The sequence below is a fragment of the Thermogemmatispora tikiterensis genome (assembly GCF_003268475.1).
Lineage (GTDB): Bacteria > Chloroflexota > Ktedonobacteria > Ktedonobacterales > Ktedonobacteraceae > Thermogemmatispora > Thermogemmatispora tikiterensis.
The window spans coordinates 3,300,152-3,317,235 of sequence record NZ_MCIF01000002.1; the positions used below are offsets into that span (position 1 = coordinate 3,300,152).

The window sequence follows — 17,084 nt, forward strand, 5'->3', positions numbered from 1 at the left end:
CGTTGCCTTAACCCAGGGTAGCACCAGACTTACCGCTATTCAGCAATCAAGCGCTCTACAGATGATCTGGTCTTCCTAGCAAGACCTGAACTGGAGGTGATTTATGGCATCTCAGGAAGAATTGGTGGGGCAGACGACGCCCGGCGCGGCCCTTCCCGAGGGCGACATCGCCCTGGAAGAGCGCCAGGACCTCGACAAGCTGCACATCAATGCCATCGGCATGCCCAGCGTCATGTACTACTGCTTCGCTGGGGCGGCGCCGATTGCGGCCATGTTCTTTAACGTGCCCAACATGGCAGCGCAGGCCGGCGCCAGCGTGCCGCTGGTCTTCCTGCTCTCGGCGATCGGGTTGCTGCTCTTTGGAATCTCGATCGTTTATTTCTCGCGCCGCCTGACTTCGGCGGGCGGCTTCTATACCTGGGTACGGCATGGCCTGGGAGCGGGCACGGCCTTCCAGGCGGGCTGGCTGATGCTCTTCGGCTACGCTATTTTCGAAGCCTCCTCTCAAGCGGCCTTCGGCGGCCTGGCCGACATTAATATTTCCACCTATCTTGGCTTCCACATGCCGCTGGGCTGGGTTACCTACGCCCTCATCGGCTGCGTCCTCGTCTTTCTGCTCTCCTTCTTCGACATCAAGTGGTCTACCTGGTGGCTCGCCCCCTTCCTTATACTGGAGATCGGGAGCCTGGTGCTGCTCGACCTGATGATCACTATTCATGGAGGGATCGCCGGCCATGACCTGCTCCATACCTTTACGCCCGCAGGCTCCGATCTCAAAGGGGTTGCCCCGGGTGGAGTGTTGGGTATCGGTGTGGCTATGGCACTCGGTATCTGGTCCTGGATCGGTTTCGAGGCCGGCGCCGTCTACGGCGAGGAGTCGCGTAACCCGCGCCGTGCTGTGCCTACGGCCATCTTCTCGGTGATCCTGATCATGGCTGTGCTCTACATCTGGACCACCTATAGCGCTGTCATTGGCCTCGGCTGGCAGCACGCCGGCGATACCCTGGGCAATATCGCTATCGCCCCAACCCCCTACTATAACCTGGCCGACCACTTCGTTGGTGGGTGGCTGAAAGTCCTGATGATCATCGCCGTGACGACGAGCAGCTTCGCAGCCTGTCTGGCCTTCCATAACGGGATGGTGCGCTACTTCTACGCGATGGGTCGTGAGGGCATCCTACCGCGCGTTTTCGGGCGCACGCACCCGCGCTGGAAGAGTCCCCACTACGCTATCATGGCCCAGAGCTTGTTTACGATTCTGGTCATCATCTTCCTGGCCTTCATCATCCAGAAGAACAATCCCGATGGCAGCGTGAGCTACGCCCTGGGCATCGCCGACGGCAAAGTTTACACGCAGACCAGCGGCATTACCAGCTACGCCTGGCTGGCGACGATCGGCACAATCAGCTTCCTGGTGGTCTATATCCTGGTGAACCTCGCGACGCCGGCCTTCGCGCTGCGCTTCGATCGCCAGAACTTTAACCCACTGCTCCACCTGATCGCGCCGATCGCTAGCTGCCTCTTCTTACTGATTCCTCTGATTTCGTTCATCATGCCGCCGTTGCCGGTGATTGGCGACTTCTTCACTGGCCTGGGCTTCTTCCCAACGCCCTTCCCTTTGAACATCCTGCCGCTCTTCGTCATCGGCTGGGTGATCATCGGACTGCTCTATTCTTTCTATCTGGCACGGCGCCATCCCGAGCGCTACGAATTCCTGGGCCGTATCCTGCGCGCTGAGTCATAGCCCAGAGAGTGGCTTTTCCCTTACAGGTGGTGCTCAAAGCGCGTCACCTCTGCCGGTAAGAAGGAAAAGGGATCGAAGTCGGTGCCCGCTGATCAGGTAGACCAGGCTGAAGCGCCGACTTCGGTCCCTCTTCTTATTGTTGCGCTTGCGGCCAGCGTAGACCGTGCCGTAAGAGGAGGTCAGGCGAGCAGTCCTACAGGCTGGGGGCCAGGCTCATTGCAGTCCGCTTTGGCTTAGAAGTCGGCCAGATACTCCTGCTCTTCCCACTCCAGCTCGGCAGCCTGCAGACGCTGGCGCACGTAGTCTCCGCGGCGCTCCAGCTCCTGGCGCTTGGTCTTAATGAAGATCTCGGTAAACTGCATGCCCAGCAGGTTGCGGAGAGCCGTATCGGCCTCCAGATGCTGCAGAGCTTCCTCCAATGTGGCTGGTAGCGGTGCAAAAGCCTCGTGCTCTTCCGCCGGGCCTTCGGCCAGGGCGGGTGGCACGGCTTCCTCTTCGAGACCAAGCAGGCCCGCGGCGACTGTGGCAGCCAGCGCCAGGTAGGGATTGCTCATGCTCGATGGAGCACGGTTCTCGACGTGCGTGCCGGCATCGCCCGTATTCTTGACGCGAATCAGGGCTGTGCGATCGTCAAGGCCCCAGCTGAGATTGACCGGCGCAAAGGAATGATGCAAATAGCGGCGGTAACAGTTCGGAGTCGGGGCGAGCAGCGCCAAAGCCCCTGGCATATGTTTGATCAGGCCCCCGATGAAATGATAGGTCAGGGCCGAGAGACCGTGACGATCATTCGTGTCAAGAAAGGCATTGCGACCGTTGGCATCGCGCAGGCTGAGATGAACATGGGCCCCCGAAGAGGACTGGTCAAGGAAGGGGCGAGTCATAAAGGTGGCGTGATAGCCAAGCCGGCGCGCGATCATTTTGACACCATTCTTGAAGGTATAGCCGTAGTCGCCCGCGGTGAGGGCATCTTCTGCATCGTAGGTGATTTCATACTGGCCGGGGCCATATTCACAATTGCAGGTCAGCATTTGCAAGCCCAATTCGGGTAACAGGTCCATGATCTGCAAAGGCACCGGGCAGGCAACATTGCGCTGCGTGTGGAAAATATGGAGGCGATCGAAAACAGGTTCCTTGCTCAGCAGATCCTGAAACAAATAAAACTCGTACTCGATCGCCGTATGGGCGCGATAGCCCAGGGCAGCCAGGCGCTCCAGGACGCGGCGCAGTACATAGCGCGGAGCTGACTCTACAGGTGAGCCGTCGGGCCAGAAGGCATCACAGATCACACGGGCGCTCGCATCCAGCCAGGGTACGACTGCCGCGGTGGTCAGATCGGGGCGCAGCACCGCATCGCCATAGTTGCGCTCCTCACTCTGGTAGGTGCCAGGCACCAGATTGGTAGCCGAATCCACCGTTGTCATGACACCGATCATGCGCAATCCATCGCGGGCGAACTGCTCCCAGCGGCTCAGAGGCACAATTTTCGAGCGGGCCATGCCGTGCATATCGGGCAACTCGAAGACCACATGGCGAATGCCTCGCTCCTGCCAGCCCCTGCTCAGCTCCTCAATGGTTGACACGTCGGGAATAGGCTTTGCTGTCATCAGATCCTCCCAATGCGATTACTCGGGCGCTGTCCGGCAGGCAGCCTGCTCATGACCAGCCGTCTGTCTCCCAGGACAAACTTTATTATTACTGATCCTTCTGATCTTGACAACGCTTGCCCGCTCAGGCGGCCATTTTGGACGAGCCTCCCGCCCTGCCAGCCAGCGCTCCTCTCTTTTTCTACCTGAATTGAGTATTCTGTTCTATAAGAAGCAAGAGATCCATCCTTTGAGCGCAGCACGATCCTTGCTCAAGGAGCGTCAGAAGAGATACAATACAGGCTAGTTCCTTCTTGCGCACATGGGGGGCCGGTCTGGTCGACCGGTCAGGGCAGCAGCCCGGAAAGGAGACGCATCGATCATGAGCACGACTCATGTTGCTGCTCCACTCTTTCAACTGCAACAGTTAGATCTTGAGCTTGAACGCCTCGCCGCGGAGCGGCAGGGGATCATCCAGGCCCTGCGCGACAACCGTGCCCTGGCGAAGCTGCGTCAGGAGCTGGTCAGCGCCCGGCAGCAACTGCAAGCCGGGCAGCAGGCCCAGCAAGAAGCGGAGTGGACACTGGAGGAGATCAGTCGCCGCCTGCAGACACTAGAGCAGCGCCTCTACAGTGGTATCGTGACCAGTCCCAAAGAGCTGACCAGCCTGCAGCAGGAGGTACAACACCTGAGAGCGCAACAAAGCCGTCAGGAGGAGCAAACATTAGAAGTGATGGACCTCATTGAGACGCTGCAGCGTCAGGTTGCTCAGCGAGAAGAGGAGCTCCGCCGGGCCGAAGAGGATTGGGAGCAGCAGAGTGCCGCTCAGCGCGCCCGCCTCGACCAGCTGGAACAGCGCCGTCGCGCCCTTGAAGAGCAACGCGCAGCCCTGGCTAGCTCGCTCGCCGCCGACCTGCTCAATCGCTACGAGACCCTGAGACGCACACGCCAGGGCCGCGCTATCTCGCGCGTTGAGCAGAACTCTTGCCAGTGGTGCCGCGTTCTACTGACCTCCAGTGAGATGCAGCGCGTGCGCCTGGGCACCGAGATTCAAACCTGTAGCAACTGTGGACGTATCCTCTTCTACGACCGCTAGCTGCTCGCCAGGCTTGCATTGCCGAGGCAGCTGCGAGGAGCAATGAAGGCGGGCAACCACCATTGATAAGACACAGGGACGGGGTGAGCCTGGGGGTTAAGCAGGAGGAGCAGAATGTGCTCGACTTGGGGGTGGGGAGAGGAGACAAGGAGAAGACTGGAAGATGGACGACGAACAGCGCCTCCGCGCGAAGGCGCGGAGGCGTGATTGGGATCCTCTCTGATGGCCCGCCCGCCGATCATTCGATCAGAGGCTGCAAGCACAGGCATCGCGGTGGCGCCTGGACTGTCAAAGAAAGAACCAGGGCACTAATTCGACTTGACGATGACCGTCGTCCCTACCGGCGCCCAGTTATAGAGCCAGGCCGCCGCCTTCACCGACATCTCCACACAGCCATGCGAACCCCAGGTCCAGCCGGCTACAGGATCATAGTGCCAGCCATTCGTGCCAGGACCAAAGATTCCATGCCACCAGGCATCGTGAAGGAAGTAGCCACCCCAGTCGAATTCTAGAGCATAGTTAATAAACGTTGGTGGATAATAGTAGGGCGAGCCAGGAGGCCAGGGTGAATAGAAAGTTGTCGGGTGCAGCTTGCGGAGCACATGGAAGGTGCCAGTCGGCGTGGGTAGAGAGGGTCGCCCCGATGTAATCGCCGTATTGAAAACCTGCCGGCCATTATCATAGGCATAGAGCCACTGCTTCGATAAGACAACCACAATCACCTTGCCGCTGCCATAAGGGCTGGCCTGGCTGCTGCTCTGCGCTTTGACAACGAGGCCGCTATAGATGTAGAGTGGGGCACTATTGAGGGGGCTGACCCGATACCAGTAGGGGCTGCCCCAGATATTTTGTCCGGCAACGCTCGCATAGACCGTTACGCTCGTATTTGGTGCATAAACGCTTACAACTGCATATTGAGTGCTCGAGCCTCGACGCACATTCGACCAGTTAATAGTGATGCCCTTCCAGGTAGCTGCGGCCTGGGCGGTCGCACTGGTGCCGGGGAGGGGAGCAAATGAGAAGGTCAGTGCTACGAGGAAGGCGAGCAACATGATAAGAGCAATATGTTTCCGGGAAATTGCTCGCATCGTATCCTCCATATCTAAAGAGCAGCTGTGCTTGCTGCTCTCAGTATACGTGAAGAAAAGCTAGCAAGCAAGAGTTAGTAGATCATCATGTATCAAAGTATTATATGGCCGGTACCTTTTGGTTGGCCAGGGGCAAATGAGTGCAGCAAGTAAGAAACTCGGGCATCTTTGAGAGAGACACGCCTGAGCGGGGAGAGAAGAACTGACAATAAAGAAGGACGCCCAGTGCGGGCGTCCCTGGCAGGCTGGTCCAACCAACTATCATCAACGAAGCAGAAAAAGAGGTCTTGCCAGGTCGCGAGCGTACCGTACGTACAGCAGTGCTCTTCTTCTTCTTCTTCTTCTCCAGTCACCGCCTTTCAGACGATCCGCAGCCACAGAGAGCGGGTAGATAGAGCAGCCTGCGCCCGCCCAGCCAACCCAAGCCGACCCACCAGCTAAAAGAGCGAAAGCTGCTGAGGTGGCTCCTCTGGGGGGTTGGCAGCCGGCGAGCTGGCGGAGCCGAGCTTCCCCTCGGCAGCCAGGCGTTCGGCCTCGGCCAATACCACCGGGATCTTCTTAAAGTCCTGGCGAATCGTCTCTTTCAGGCTTGCCTGATGGAGGCCAGCAGCCGGATGATACATCGCCATACAAATATAGCCGTCCTTCTTTTGAGCCTTGCCGTGAATCGCGCTAATCTTGGCTGAGCCAAAGAACTTGGCCATCGAGTAGCGTCCCAGGGTGACAATCAGCAGCGGCTTGATGGCAGCAATCTGGCGATCCAGATAATCGTTGCAGGCGCTGATCTCCTCGGGGAGGGGATCACGATTATTGGGAGGACGGCACTTCACCACATTGGTAATAAAGACATCCGAGCGCTTGAGATTAATACTCTGCAGCAGCTCATCGAGGAACTGACCGGCAGGCCCCACAAAAGGCCTCCCCTGCTTATCCTCATGGTAACCTGGTCCTTCACCGATGAAGAGAATGCGAGCACTCGGAGGGCCTTCGCCTGGGACGGCCTTCGTGCGCCCCTTACAGAGGTCGCACTTAGTGCAGACAGAGACCTCCGCAGCTATCTCCCGTAGAATCTCCTCTGGCGACATAGATACCTCTCTAGTAAGTTGCTCTGTTCTATCGGCGCAGGTCATTTTCTGGATTGGCAACCATTATGGGATGTTTCAGCCCTCGCCGCAAGAGGCATAGGACCTGCAGGTACTCCCGGCGAAGACAGGCATTGAATGGCCTCGCGCATGACTGGCTGTGATGCAACAGGGTCAAAAGGAGGAGGCCAGAGCCTGACGCTAGCCAGCATTCGATCAAGGTACGTACAGAAAGGAGGCGTCAGAGCGCACGCTCTGGCTGTGGCCCGCCCGCTTACAGCGATCGCTCCTGCTCATCCTGGCAAGCCACGAGCCAGTTACTCCGAACGGAGCCAGTGCGGAGAGCCAAAAGCAAAGAGGAGGGCAGCCTGCCAGCAGAATCTGCCTCCAGCGCGGCCCCCTCCTGCATCAGGTACTTGCAGCGTCTGTCTAGTAGCTATCCTATCCGCTCAAGCCTACTCAAGCGGCGCCCGCGCCACGACCGGCGCCACATCGACATAGACCGATGCCAGGCCCTGGCTTCCTCACAGGCAGCGAGCGCTACCATCGGCGCTCGTTGGGGCGAGGGCCAAAGCCGCTGTCACGCCGCGGGCCACCAGAGCCACGGCCAGAGCCACCAGAGCCACCCGGGCCCATCGGACGGCGCTGCCCACCACCGAAGTTACCACTATTGTAGCCAGGTGAACGCCCGCCACCGCCGCGCTCCGAGTAGCCACCACGGTCGCGCCCACCGCCACCATAGCCGACATTGCGTCCAGGGGCTGCCAGATCGCGGTCGCGCCCACCTCCATAGCCACCGCCACGACCCGAGCCACCACGGTCGCGACCGCCACGGCTAGCAGCGCGATCGCTATCCAGCTCGGCCTGCGAAGGCAGTTCACCGCTGAGAGCGGCACGGCGTGACAGATTGATGCGCCCCTGCGAATCGACCTCAATGACCATTACTGTGATCTCATCGCCCACCGAAACCACATCCTCGGGACGCGACACCTGATAATCGGCGAGCTGCGAGGTACGGACCAGGCCTTCCTTGCCGGGCAGAATCTCGACAAAGGCCCCGAAGTCGACCAGACGGCGCACCGTACCCGTATAGATGCGACCAACCTCCACCTCCTCGGTCAGAGCGCGGATCGCATCCATGGCCTGCTGCATCGCCTCGCTGGAAGTGGCCGCGATATTGACCGTCCCGTCGTCCTCGATATCGATCTTGGCACCGGTCTCATCCTGGATCTTGCGCACCGTCTTACCGCCAGGACCGATCACTGCGCCGATCTTATCAGGATTGATCTTCATGGTCTGGATGCGCGGAGCGAAGACCGACAGCTCTGGGCGAGGAGCATCGAGGGCATCGAGCATCTTCTCCATGATATACATGCGGCCCTCGCGCGCCTGCTCCAGGGCCTTAGCCATGATATCGTAGCTGATGCCCTTAACCTTGATATCCATCTGGAGAGCCGTCACGCCATCGGCGGTGCCAGCGACCTTAAAGTCCATATCACCCAGGGCATCCTCGATCCCCTGAATATCGCTCAGCACGGCCCACTTGCCGGCGCGCTCGCCCTCGCCTGTGACCAGTCCCATCGCCACCCCGGCCACCGGTGCATGGATGGGAACACCGGCATCCATCAAAGCCAGCGTCGTTCCGCAGACTGACCCCATCGAGGTTGAGCCATTGGACGAGAGCACATCGGAGACGGCGCGGATCGTGTAGGGGAATTCCTCCTGCGAGGGGATTACCGCCAGCAGAGCGCGCTCCGCTAAGGCTCCGTGACCAATCTCGCGGCGGCCTGGACCGCGCAGCGGCCTGGTTTCACCGGTCGAGAAGGGCGGGAAATTGTAGTGATGCATAAAGCGCTTGCTTTCGCTGGGGGTCAGACCGTCAAGGATCTGCTCCTCACCTGGCGATCCAAGCGTCACCACACTCAGCACCTGGGTCTGACCACGCGTAAAGAGGGCCGAACCATGCGTGCGCGGCAGCAGACCAACCTCGCAGGTAATTGGACGGATCGTCTTCAGATCGCGACCATCGGGCCTGATTCCATAGTCCAGAATCTGGTTGCGCACATAGGTCTTCAGCTCCTTCTCGTAGAAGGCCATAATCTCCTTCAAACGATCGGGATACTGTGCTCCAAGCGTCTGCACCAGTTCATTCTGGACCACGGTCAGCGCCGCCGAACGCGCTGTCTTATCGGGATGGTTCACCGCCTGCTCCAGACGCGGCTGGACGAACTCGGCCACCTGGCGCTGCAGTTCCTCATCGACAGGGGGTGTCTCAAAGGGCCGCTTGGCCACATTCACCGCCTGCATGAGCTTCTCTTGCATCTTAATAATATCTTGCAGCGCCTCCTGACCCCGGATCACCGCCTCCAGCATGATATCTTCGGGCAACTCCTTAGCCCCCGCCTCGACCATCATCACTGCATCTGCCGTGCCGGCCACCACCAGATCGAGGCGACTGCGATCCATCTGGGACTCCAGCGGATTGATCACCAGCTCGTTGTCGATGTAGCCCACGCGCACTGCACCAACAGGACCAGCGAACGGGATGTCGGAGATACAGAGGGCAGCCGAGGCACCGATGATCCCCAGCACATCGGGATCATTCTCCTGATCTACCGAGAGTACAGTGATGATAATCTGCACATCGTTGCGGTATCCTTTCGGGAAGAGGGGGCGAAGAGGGCGGTCAGCGAGGCGGCAGGCAAGAATGGCATGCTCGGAAGCCCGCCCCTCGCGCTTAATAAACCCGCCGGGGATCTTACCGGCGGCATACATACGCTCTTCAACGTCAACGGTCAATGGAAAAAAATCAATGCCTTCACGAGGCTCTTCACTGGCTACGGCGGTCGCCAGGATCACAGTATCGCCATAGCGCAACAGGACTGCGCCATTGGCCTGCTCAGCTACTCGTCCCGTTTCAATGCTCATGACGCGACCGCCAATGACAGCTTCTTGACGATGGATCATAGTTCCTCCGACTACTATACACCCCTTGGCTGGACCGTAGACCTGGAAACTCTCCTTGCTTCACGGGGACGTAACGGGGTGCTTGTGAACAGACAACTGACCGATTACTACTACTTCTACTCTTGCTCGCAACGATAACCTGAATGAGATCCCCTGCCTCTGCTCTTTCTTGACTGGCTGCCTGGCTGACTTCCTTCCGAACCGCTACAACAAGCGAGCGAGTAAGAAGAAGGAATGAAACCGCGCTGCTTTCAGCCCCTTACTGGAAAACCCTCATACGAATATGACCGCGCGACCGACGGTCCGATCGTTGGTCATTCACTCAAGATGCGCAGATTAGCGATTCACTGTGCCTTCTCTCTGTCAGTAGCTGTGCCACTCTGGCCCGCCAGCGCTCCTCTGGCTGACAGGCTACCGACGTTCTACTCCTGACCAGGTCCATAGCAAGCGGAGGGCGCTGTGCCTGGTGGAAAGGAGGTTCTGCCACCTTCTTGCGTTCTTTATTCTCTCTTCGGCAAGGCGAGACGGGACAAAACGAGTCTTCCGTTATCCGGCTTCCTCACTCACTCACTCATTCACGCCGCAGATTCTCCGCCTGGCTGGCTATGCACAGGCTGCAGCCTCGCCCCCTGGATTGGGCAACACTCAGGAATGATCGCCCATGATCCCGGACAAACAACATACATACACAACGTCGTCTTCAGTACATAGCCCATCACGCGTAAGTGTGAGCAACGAGCCACTCATTCTCCTGGTCCGGCCTATGCCCAGCTAAGCAGGCTGTTCGGGCGCCTGTACTCTCATTCTGGCGGGCGAGGCGCTTGCTGGCCATCTCACCCCCGCGGCTCTGCTCAGGCTGGCACTCCGGCCAGGAAGCGCACCGCTGAACTCGTAACGCAGGACCCCGTGCCCGTGGCCACCCAGCGAGCGGTCGGCAAGCGCTACATGAGATAGCGCTCCTCCTCTCTTCCTTCCTGCTTGCTTTTGCTTCCACTCTCACCCTTGCCCTTAGACCACAGCGGGGCGTCCGCGAGGCGAGTTAGCGGAGGAGGAGCCAGGAACCATGCCGACCGATCGCTTGCCAGATGGCCGGGTCCCGCCTTCGTGCCTTAGTGGCGCAGACCGAGCTTGGCAATCAACGCCCGATAGCGCTCCGGGCTTTTGCGGCTCAGATAAGCAAGCAAACGACGCCGCTGGCCCACCAGCATCATCAGGCCGCGACGGGAATGAAAATCATGCTTATGAATCTTCAGATGCTCGGTCAGCTGATTGATACGTGCCGTCAGCAGCGAGACCTGCACCTCAGGCGAGCCGGTATCGGCCTCGTGGATACGAGACGAAGCGATAATGTCAGTTTTATCCTCGCGAGTCAATGCCACCCTCTGTTTCACCTCCTCATCAGGCTCAGGTGAGATGACCAGGCTTTTAGTGGGTTTGAGAGGATGCTCTGACGAGCGCCTCTCAGCCTGAGTAGTCCTAGATGATACACCCATGCATTATATCACGCTAGTTTGTCAGCGTCTAGATGGCTCTGATGCTTGCTGCTGCAAGAGGTTCGTCTGCCAGGCCAGGCTCTTCCTCCGCCTGGAGCGGTGTTCGAGATTGCTGAGGGGACAAGAGCCGCTGAGCGGCTCCGCTCTGGCCCGCTCGCGGGAGCCGGGCCAGGTTACTGTCATGGCCTGTTCAAGACACCAGTGCAGCAGCAGCGGCCATCAGAGCAGCCAGGAGAGGGGCGCTCACTGCAGCGGCAGGCCGCATGATGCGGGCTGCCTGGCGGGGCGTCCTCTCCTGACCTGACGAAGCGTGGAGCCAGTGAGCCTTACTTGATGGTGACCTTGGCACCCACTTCCTGCAGCTTGGCCGCGATCTGCTGGGCCTCCTCCTTGGAGACGCCCTCCTTGACCGGCTTGGGGGCGCCCTCGACCAGCTCCTTGGCCTCCTTGAGGCCGAGGTTGGTCAGCTCGCGCACCACCTTGATGACCTTGATCTTCTCGGCGCCAACCTCGCTCAGGATGACATCGAACTCGGTCTTCTCCTCCGGCTGGGCCGCGGGGGCCGCCTCAGCAGGAGCCGCCGCCGCAGGGGCCGCAGCTACGGCGACTGGGGCCGCGCTGACTCCCCACTTCTCCTGAAGCTGCTTGGTCAGCTCAACGAGTTCCAGAACGTTCAGCTTTTCAATTTCTGCAATGATGCTCTCAACGGACATGGAGCAACCTCCTCGGATGCGTATGGTCTTGTGATAGACAGACTAAACAAAACTCGACACAAGTGGCATTATTCAGACTGCGTCTGCTGTTGCTGCTGTAACTGCTCAGCACGCGCCTGCAGAACGTAGCAGAGGTCGCGCAAGGGAGCAGTCAACAGGCTATAGGTTGTAGACAGCGGTCCTTGCAGACCACCAACCAGCTGGGCCTGAGCCGAAGGCTTGCCGCCGCTGATCTTGGCGAGAGCCTCGACGCGCTCCGGCGTCAGTGAGCGCCCCCCCAGGATTGCCGCCTTGAGCACCACCATGTTCGAGTTCTGCAAGGAATCGACGATTGCCTTGGCGGCTGCCACTTCATCATCGTAGCCGAAGGCTACGGTTGTCTGGCCGTGAAAGATGTTCGGATCAACGTCTGCCAGCTGGTTGCGCTCGGCAGCCAGGCGCAGCAGGGTGTTTTTGGCCACCTGCACCTCGACATTCATCGGGCGCACCTTGCTGCGCAGCTCGTTCATCTCCTTGACCGAAAGCCCCTGCGTCTGAATCAGGATAGCGATGCGCGAGCGCGCCAGCTTCTCAGCCAGTTCTTCGATTTTTGCCGCCTTTGCCGGTGTAGGCATTCCACGCTCCCCTCCTTTCTTTCTGGTTTGTTGTCTTCTCCTCTCGCTTGAGAGAAGAAAGCCGCTTGTCGCTCCGCTCCTCCCTCCCTGCAGGCAAGGAGAGGCTCTTAGCGCCCTGAGCAGAGCAGGCCCGGACAGTACGCTGTCGATGGCAGGCAAGTACGCACCGAGAGCAGGTCAGCAGGAGAAGGCTCCCCAACTGGCCCCGAGCCAGCCCAGTCCGTAGCCTGGCCTGTCAGCGGAGGGAGCGGACTTCAGTCGGCAGGCTATCCACGCGCTGTGGAGATCAGCCGCACCTCAGCTGCTGACCAGTTAACAACAAGCCGACATGACTCTTCCGGGAGCGCAAGGAGCGCAAGAAAAAGGGCCTTCAGTGCGACACCGAAGGCCCGGAGGCAAGCTTACGTTGGTAGCAGTAGCGGTGGATGGATCGCAGATGTGCGTAGTGCATAGAGAGCGCGGAGGCGGCCCGCTCAGTGCCAGGCAGCCAACACGGCATAGGGCACACGCTGTCTTGCAATCCTCCCCCTTTGCTCTGTTCTGTCTTGCGAAGGCTTTGCGGGCTATATAGCAGCAAGAAGCAGAGCAGGCTCCTCGGCAAGCTGATACCGTACGGTATCATTTACATGCCCCGGGCATACTTGCTGTCTTCGGTCGCAAAGGTTAAAGGTTACAGGCTGTTCAGATTATAGGCAAGAGACGGGCACACCGTCAAGCTACAGCCGTGAGAGGAGACGGGTGCAGGCCCTTCCTTTCTACGGCACTCACAAGGCCATTGCTGCCAGTGAAGTGGAGAGAGAAACGCACCGCTCACGGCGGCCTCGTCTCTAAGTTTCTGCCAGGCTAGGCGCGCAACGAGAGAGCCGACTGAAGATCCAGCGGCACCCCGGGCGACATTGTCGAAGCCAGGACGACGTTGCGAATGTAGGCACCTTTGGAGCTGGCCGGCTTGGCGCGCATCACCGCATCGATAATGGCCGCCAGATTTGAGAGCAGGGCCTCATCGCTAAAAGAGAGCTTGCCCGCCGGCACATGTAGCAGCCCCGTGCGATCAACGCGGAACTCCACACGCCCGGCCTTCGCCTCGCGTACGGCGCGGGCCACATCCATCGTGACTGTACCTGTTTTGGGATTGGGCATTAAACCCCGAGGGCCGAGCTTCCTACCGAGCCGGCCTATCTTCGGCATGACATCCGGCGTCGCGATCGCCACATCGAAGCCCAGCCAGTCATTTTCAATTTGCTTGATCAAATCATCGAGGCCGACAAAGTCGGCGCCGGCGACCTCGGCTTCGCGAGCCTTCTCGCCTTGAGCAAAGACCAGGACCTTGACCTCTTTGCCGGTACCCGCTGGCAGCAAGGCCACACCGCGCACCATCTGATCGGCGTGCCGCGGATCAACTCCCAGGCGCATGTGGATTTCAAGGGTTGGATCAAACTTGACGTAATTCATCTTCTTGAGCAGAGAAACGGCCTCTTGAGGCTGATAGAGCTTTCCCGGCTCAAGTAACTTCAAGGCTTCAAGATATTTCTTTCCGTGTTTCTTTGGCATAAGAGTAAGCCCTCCTTGTGGTGATCTACCGCAGTGACTGACGGGCAGCTGCTTAGAAAAGCTGGTCGCGACCTGGTCCTGTCCTGGAGCTCATCAGGCCGGCAGCGAGGGTCATTTCTACGGGCCAGACCCAACCTGGCGTAGGCTGGAATGAGGCACAAGGCCTCCTTTCACGGAGGACCGTCTATGCCGAGCAGGCAGGGAAATAGGCCCGACCTGCGTGGGGTGCCAGGCCTCTGGCGAGCGAGGTCGCGCCTGCCTGCGGTTCAGACAACGGTAATTCCCATGCTGCGGGCCGTCCCCTCGACGATGCGCTCAGCGGCCTCGATATCGTGGACATTGAGATCCTTCATCTTGAGCTGAGCGATCTCACGCAGCTTGGCGCGGTCGATCGTACCGACCTTCGTTCTGCCGGGGGTCCCAGACCCCTTCTCGATCCCCGCCGCCTGCTTCAGCAAGAACGTCGTTGGGGGCGTGCGCGTCACAAAAGTAAAAGAGCGGTCTTCGTAGATCGTGACCTCGGCGGGGATAATCATGCCCCGCTGGCTTTCCGTGCGAGCATTATACTCCTTACAGAAGGCCACAATATTGATGCCCTGTGAGCCAAGCACCGTACCGACCGGGGGCGCGGGCTTAGCCTCACCGGCAGGCAGCTCCAGCCTGATCACAGCCTTGACACGTTTTGCCATTGTAACTCCAGCTCCCTCAACAAGCGACAATGCAAAATGAGTGCGTGCTCGTGCTCATGCCAGTCCAAGCCAGAGCAAGAAGAGTCAGGCCCTTCTTCAAACGGCAGGGGCTGGCAGTGAGCGGCGACGCCGGGGCCTGGCGGCAGGCAAGTCCGGCAGAGACCGGAGCGCCTGGCTGGCCTGGCAGGACAGCCCGCTGAGCGTCGCCTTTCCAGCATGCATGTATGTATGAAAAAGTGGGAGGTTTAGCTTAACCTCCCGCCTCCATTGTTGATTGTTAAATCTTCTCGACCTGGAGGAAATCCAGGACCACCGGCGTCTCTCTCCCGAAGAAGGAGACGAGAACCGTGACTTTGTTACGATCCATGTTGATGTCACTGACGGTCCCGATGAAATCGGTGAAGGGGCCGTCGATGACACGCACACTCTGACCTTTGGTGAAGCTGATTTTCGTCTTTGGCTTCTCGGCTTCCTCAGAAACCTGTTTCAGGATTGCCCTGACCTCATGTTCCTGGAGAGGCACCGGGCGCGTTCCCGACCCGACGAAGCTGGTGACCCCCGGCGTGTTGCGCACCACATACCACGACTCCTCGGTCAAGATCATCTCAACCAGCACATAGCCAGGGAAGACTTTGCGCTGTACCGTCCGCCTCTGCCCCTGCTTAATCTCCACCTCTTCTTCCATTGGCACGACGACCCGAAAGATCTTATCGCGCATGTTCATCGAGGCAATGCGCGCTTCGAGATGGCTCTTGACTTTATTTTCGTAGCCGGAGTAGGTGTGGATCGCGTACCAGGCGCGCTCTCCAGCACCAGGGCTACCTGACTTCGACAGCGCGGTGCTGAACCGCGTTTCCGAGCCAGCCCGTTCTTTTGGATTTGGGTCATCAGCAACCATGGTATTTCCCTCTTGCTTATTGCCCGCTAAACCTGGCACCCCAACCTCAGCGGCATCGTGGCCGACCACTGGGAGGGCGTCCTTCCAATTCGTCCATTCCATATCCACAGAAATTACAACACAGAGGCGCGGGAATCTATTGCTCCCCCTCTTCTCTAGATAAGACCTGCAGGCGATCGATCTTCCCTACCTAGGGGCGGATCTATTCTTTCGGCCCCGACAGGCCCCACGAAGATCAGGCCAGCGCTTCTACACTGCTCATCCGGGCCAACCGGCGCCTATCTCCTGAAGGTTCTCTTCCCAACACCCTTGCCTGGCATGGCGTCAATTCCCATTCCCTTCCCAGCCTTCAGGCCGCGCCTCTCTCTCGCTCAGCTCTCGCCCACCACCACAGTCTAAGACCAGCTGGCTCTACTCTCAAGCACATCCGATCTGCCAGCGTTGACTGACCCCGTCAGGTCGCCCCGTCCAGCGCCTCAGTCCTCATGACAAGGGCAGCGCTGCGCCACGCCGCCTTCGACAGCAAAGGGCAAGCGCGCAACCAGCGCAGGCAGCAGCTCGCACGCTTTACCCACCTGTGATCAGGCGGAACAGCTGGAAGAGACCAATATCGACCAGCCCGAGGACGATACCGAGGGCGACGGAGAGCGCAATGACAGCGATTGTCATATTGCGCGCCTCTTCGAACGTTGGCCAGGTGACCTTATAGCGCAGCTCGTAATAGGCCTCGTAGGTGAAGCGGAACAGGCTCAGCCGAAGCAAGCGAGCAAAAGGGGACGGCCTCTGTTCGCGGCGTACCTCCTGACGGCCCTCACGTCGCTGCGTCATCCGCTTCGACTCCTTGGGGGCAGAAGCATCCCTCTCGCCGCTGGGCTTGGCCTGCAGAACCTCGCTTGAAGCGGAAGTAGCCTTTTTCTTCTCGGCCATTTTGTTTGCCACGTTGACCCTTTCTCGATCAGGAGTGATCGTTGCCCGGCTATCATCTGGTCTCGCGATGGATCGTATGTGTGCGACAGTTGGGACAGAACTTCCTCAGCTCAAGGCGATCCTGATGAGTGCGCCTGTTCTTTGAGGTATGGTAGTTGCGATGCCGGCAATTTGAGCAGGCAAGAGCAACAATGATACGATTCTCTTTGCTTTTGCTAGCCATAGTTCTCTCCGTTCAGGGATGCCACCCTCCTCTGACGGCAGTAGGAGAGTTGCTGACCGTCAAGTCACTCACGTATGCACGAAGGTCAGGAAGGGGACAACGCCGGGCACCTCTCGCGTGCTGCTGCACTGGCCAGTATGGCAGGCAGCTCGCTGAGCCGCACTGGGCTTCCCTTCCTGACTATAAGGTCATCTGCTGTTGTCCGCGCTGTACCGCTGTGCGCTGTAGCACTATGGCGCGAGCGCTCACCCTCTCTACCTGACCGTGGGCAGCTACTGGCCTTTTTTCGCTCATTGCATTGCTCCCAGCCAGGGCGGTAGGGATGATCGCCGCGGTAAGTGCCAGCCAGCCAGCCAGCGAAGCGAAGGCTGACGAGGTCGCAGATACTGACCGACAGAGGCCGGGCGGATTACTCC

Annotated in this window: 15 protein-coding genes; 2 read left to right on the forward strand and 13 right to left on the reverse strand. The window is 59.2% G+C overall.

The window, feature by feature from the left end; all coding sequences use genetic code 11:
• The first annotated feature begins 103 nt into the window (after positions 1–103).
• On the forward strand, positions 104–1,744 hold the full coding sequence (locus tag A4R35_RS13300) for an APC family permease (protein WP_112430124.1): 1,641 nt from the start codon (positions 104–106) through the stop codon (positions 1,742–1,744).
• 233 nt (positions 1,745–1,977) lie between these two features.
• Here A4R35_RS13300 and A4R35_RS13305 read toward each other — a convergent pair whose 3' ends face one another.
• Positions 1,978–3,348: a glutamine synthetase family protein gene (locus A4R35_RS13305; RefSeq protein WP_112430126.1), complete on the reverse strand. Its 1,371-nt coding sequence runs from the start codon at positions 3,346–3,348 to the stop codon at positions 1,978–1,980.
• 361 nt (positions 3,349–3,709) lie between these two features.
• On the opposite strand from A4R35_RS13305, the gene A4R35_RS13310 reads away from it, so the two are divergent.
• Positions 3,710–4,423, forward strand: coding sequence for a zinc ribbon domain-containing protein (locus tag A4R35_RS13310; protein WP_112430128.1), 714 nt, complete (start codon positions 3,710–3,712; stop codon positions 4,421–4,423).
• A gap of 308 nt (positions 4,424–4,731) precedes the next feature.
• On the opposite strand, the gene A4R35_RS13315 is transcribed toward A4R35_RS13310, so the two are convergent.
• The 12 genes from A4R35_RS13315 to A4R35_RS24715 form a co-directional block, all read right to left on the reverse strand.
• Positions 4,732–5,511 carry a L,D-transpeptidase gene (locus A4R35_RS13315; protein ID WP_223258326.1) on the reverse strand — a complete coding sequence of 260 codons (780 nt, stop codon included), beginning with the start codon at positions 5,509–5,511 and terminating at the stop codon, positions 4,732–4,734.
• 437 nt (positions 5,512–5,948) lie between these two features.
• On the reverse strand, positions 5,949–6,596 hold the full coding sequence (locus A4R35_RS13320; protein ID WP_112430130.1) for a uracil-DNA glycosylase: 648 nt from the start codon (positions 6,594–6,596) through the stop codon (positions 5,949–5,951).
• Positions 6,597–7,133: 537 nt separating this feature from the next.
• Entirely contained in the window at positions 7,134–9,560 is a 2,427-nt protein-coding gene (locus A4R35_RS13325; RefSeq protein WP_112430132.1) for a polyribonucleotide nucleotidyltransferase, read from the reverse strand.
• A gap of 1,109 nt (positions 9,561–10,669) precedes the next feature.
• On the reverse strand, positions 10,670–10,939 hold the full coding sequence (rpsO, locus tag A4R35_RS13330; RefSeq protein WP_146747217.1) for a 30S ribosomal protein S15: 270 nt from the start codon (positions 10,937–10,939) through the stop codon (positions 10,670–10,672).
• A gap of 440 nt (positions 10,940–11,379) precedes the next feature.
• Complete coding sequence (gene rplL / locus A4R35_RS13340; RefSeq protein ID WP_112430138.1) at positions 11,380–11,766, reverse strand: 50S ribosomal protein L7/L12; 387 nt, start codon at positions 11,764–11,766, stop codon at positions 11,380–11,382.
• Between the two features lie 68 nt (positions 11,767–11,834).
• On the reverse strand, positions 11,835–12,380 hold the full coding sequence (gene rplJ, locus A4R35_RS13345) for a 50S ribosomal protein L10 (protein ID WP_112430140.1): 546 nt from the start codon (positions 12,378–12,380) through the stop codon (positions 11,835–11,837).
• An 843-nt stretch (positions 12,381–13,223) separates the two neighbouring features.
• The gene (gene rplA / locus A4R35_RS13350; RefSeq protein WP_112430142.1) at positions 13,224–13,931 is read right to left on the reverse strand and encodes a 50S ribosomal protein L1; all 708 of its coding nucleotides are present in this window, start codon (positions 13,929–13,931) and stop codon (positions 13,224–13,226) included.
• Positions 13,932–14,197: 266 nt separating this feature from the next.
• Entirely contained in the window at positions 14,198–14,620 is a 423-nt protein-coding gene (rplK, locus tag A4R35_RS13355) for a 50S ribosomal protein L11 (RefSeq protein ID WP_112430144.1), read from the reverse strand.
• A gap of 277 nt (positions 14,621–14,897) precedes the next feature.
• Complete coding sequence (gene nusG / locus A4R35_RS13360; RefSeq protein WP_112434188.1) at positions 14,898–15,518, reverse strand: transcription termination/antitermination protein NusG; 621 nt, start codon at positions 15,516–15,518, stop codon at positions 14,898–14,900.
• A 567-nt stretch (positions 15,519–16,085) separates the two neighbouring features.
• Positions 16,086–16,346 (reverse strand): preprotein translocase subunit SecE, encoded by a 261-nt coding sequence (gene secE / locus A4R35_RS13365; RefSeq protein ID WP_189361775.1) that lies wholly within the window; start codon positions 16,344–16,346, stop codon positions 16,086–16,088.
• A gap of 151 nt (positions 16,347–16,497) precedes the next feature.
• Positions 16,498–16,668 (reverse strand): 50S ribosomal protein L33, encoded by a 171-nt coding sequence (gene rpmG / locus A4R35_RS13370; RefSeq protein ID WP_081838352.1) that lies wholly within the window; start codon positions 16,666–16,668, stop codon positions 16,498–16,500.
• Between the two features lie 180 nt (positions 16,669–16,848).
• On the reverse strand, positions 16,849–17,084 hold a 236-nt coding region (locus A4R35_RS24715; protein ID WP_223258327.1), incomplete at its 5' end, for a hypothetical protein.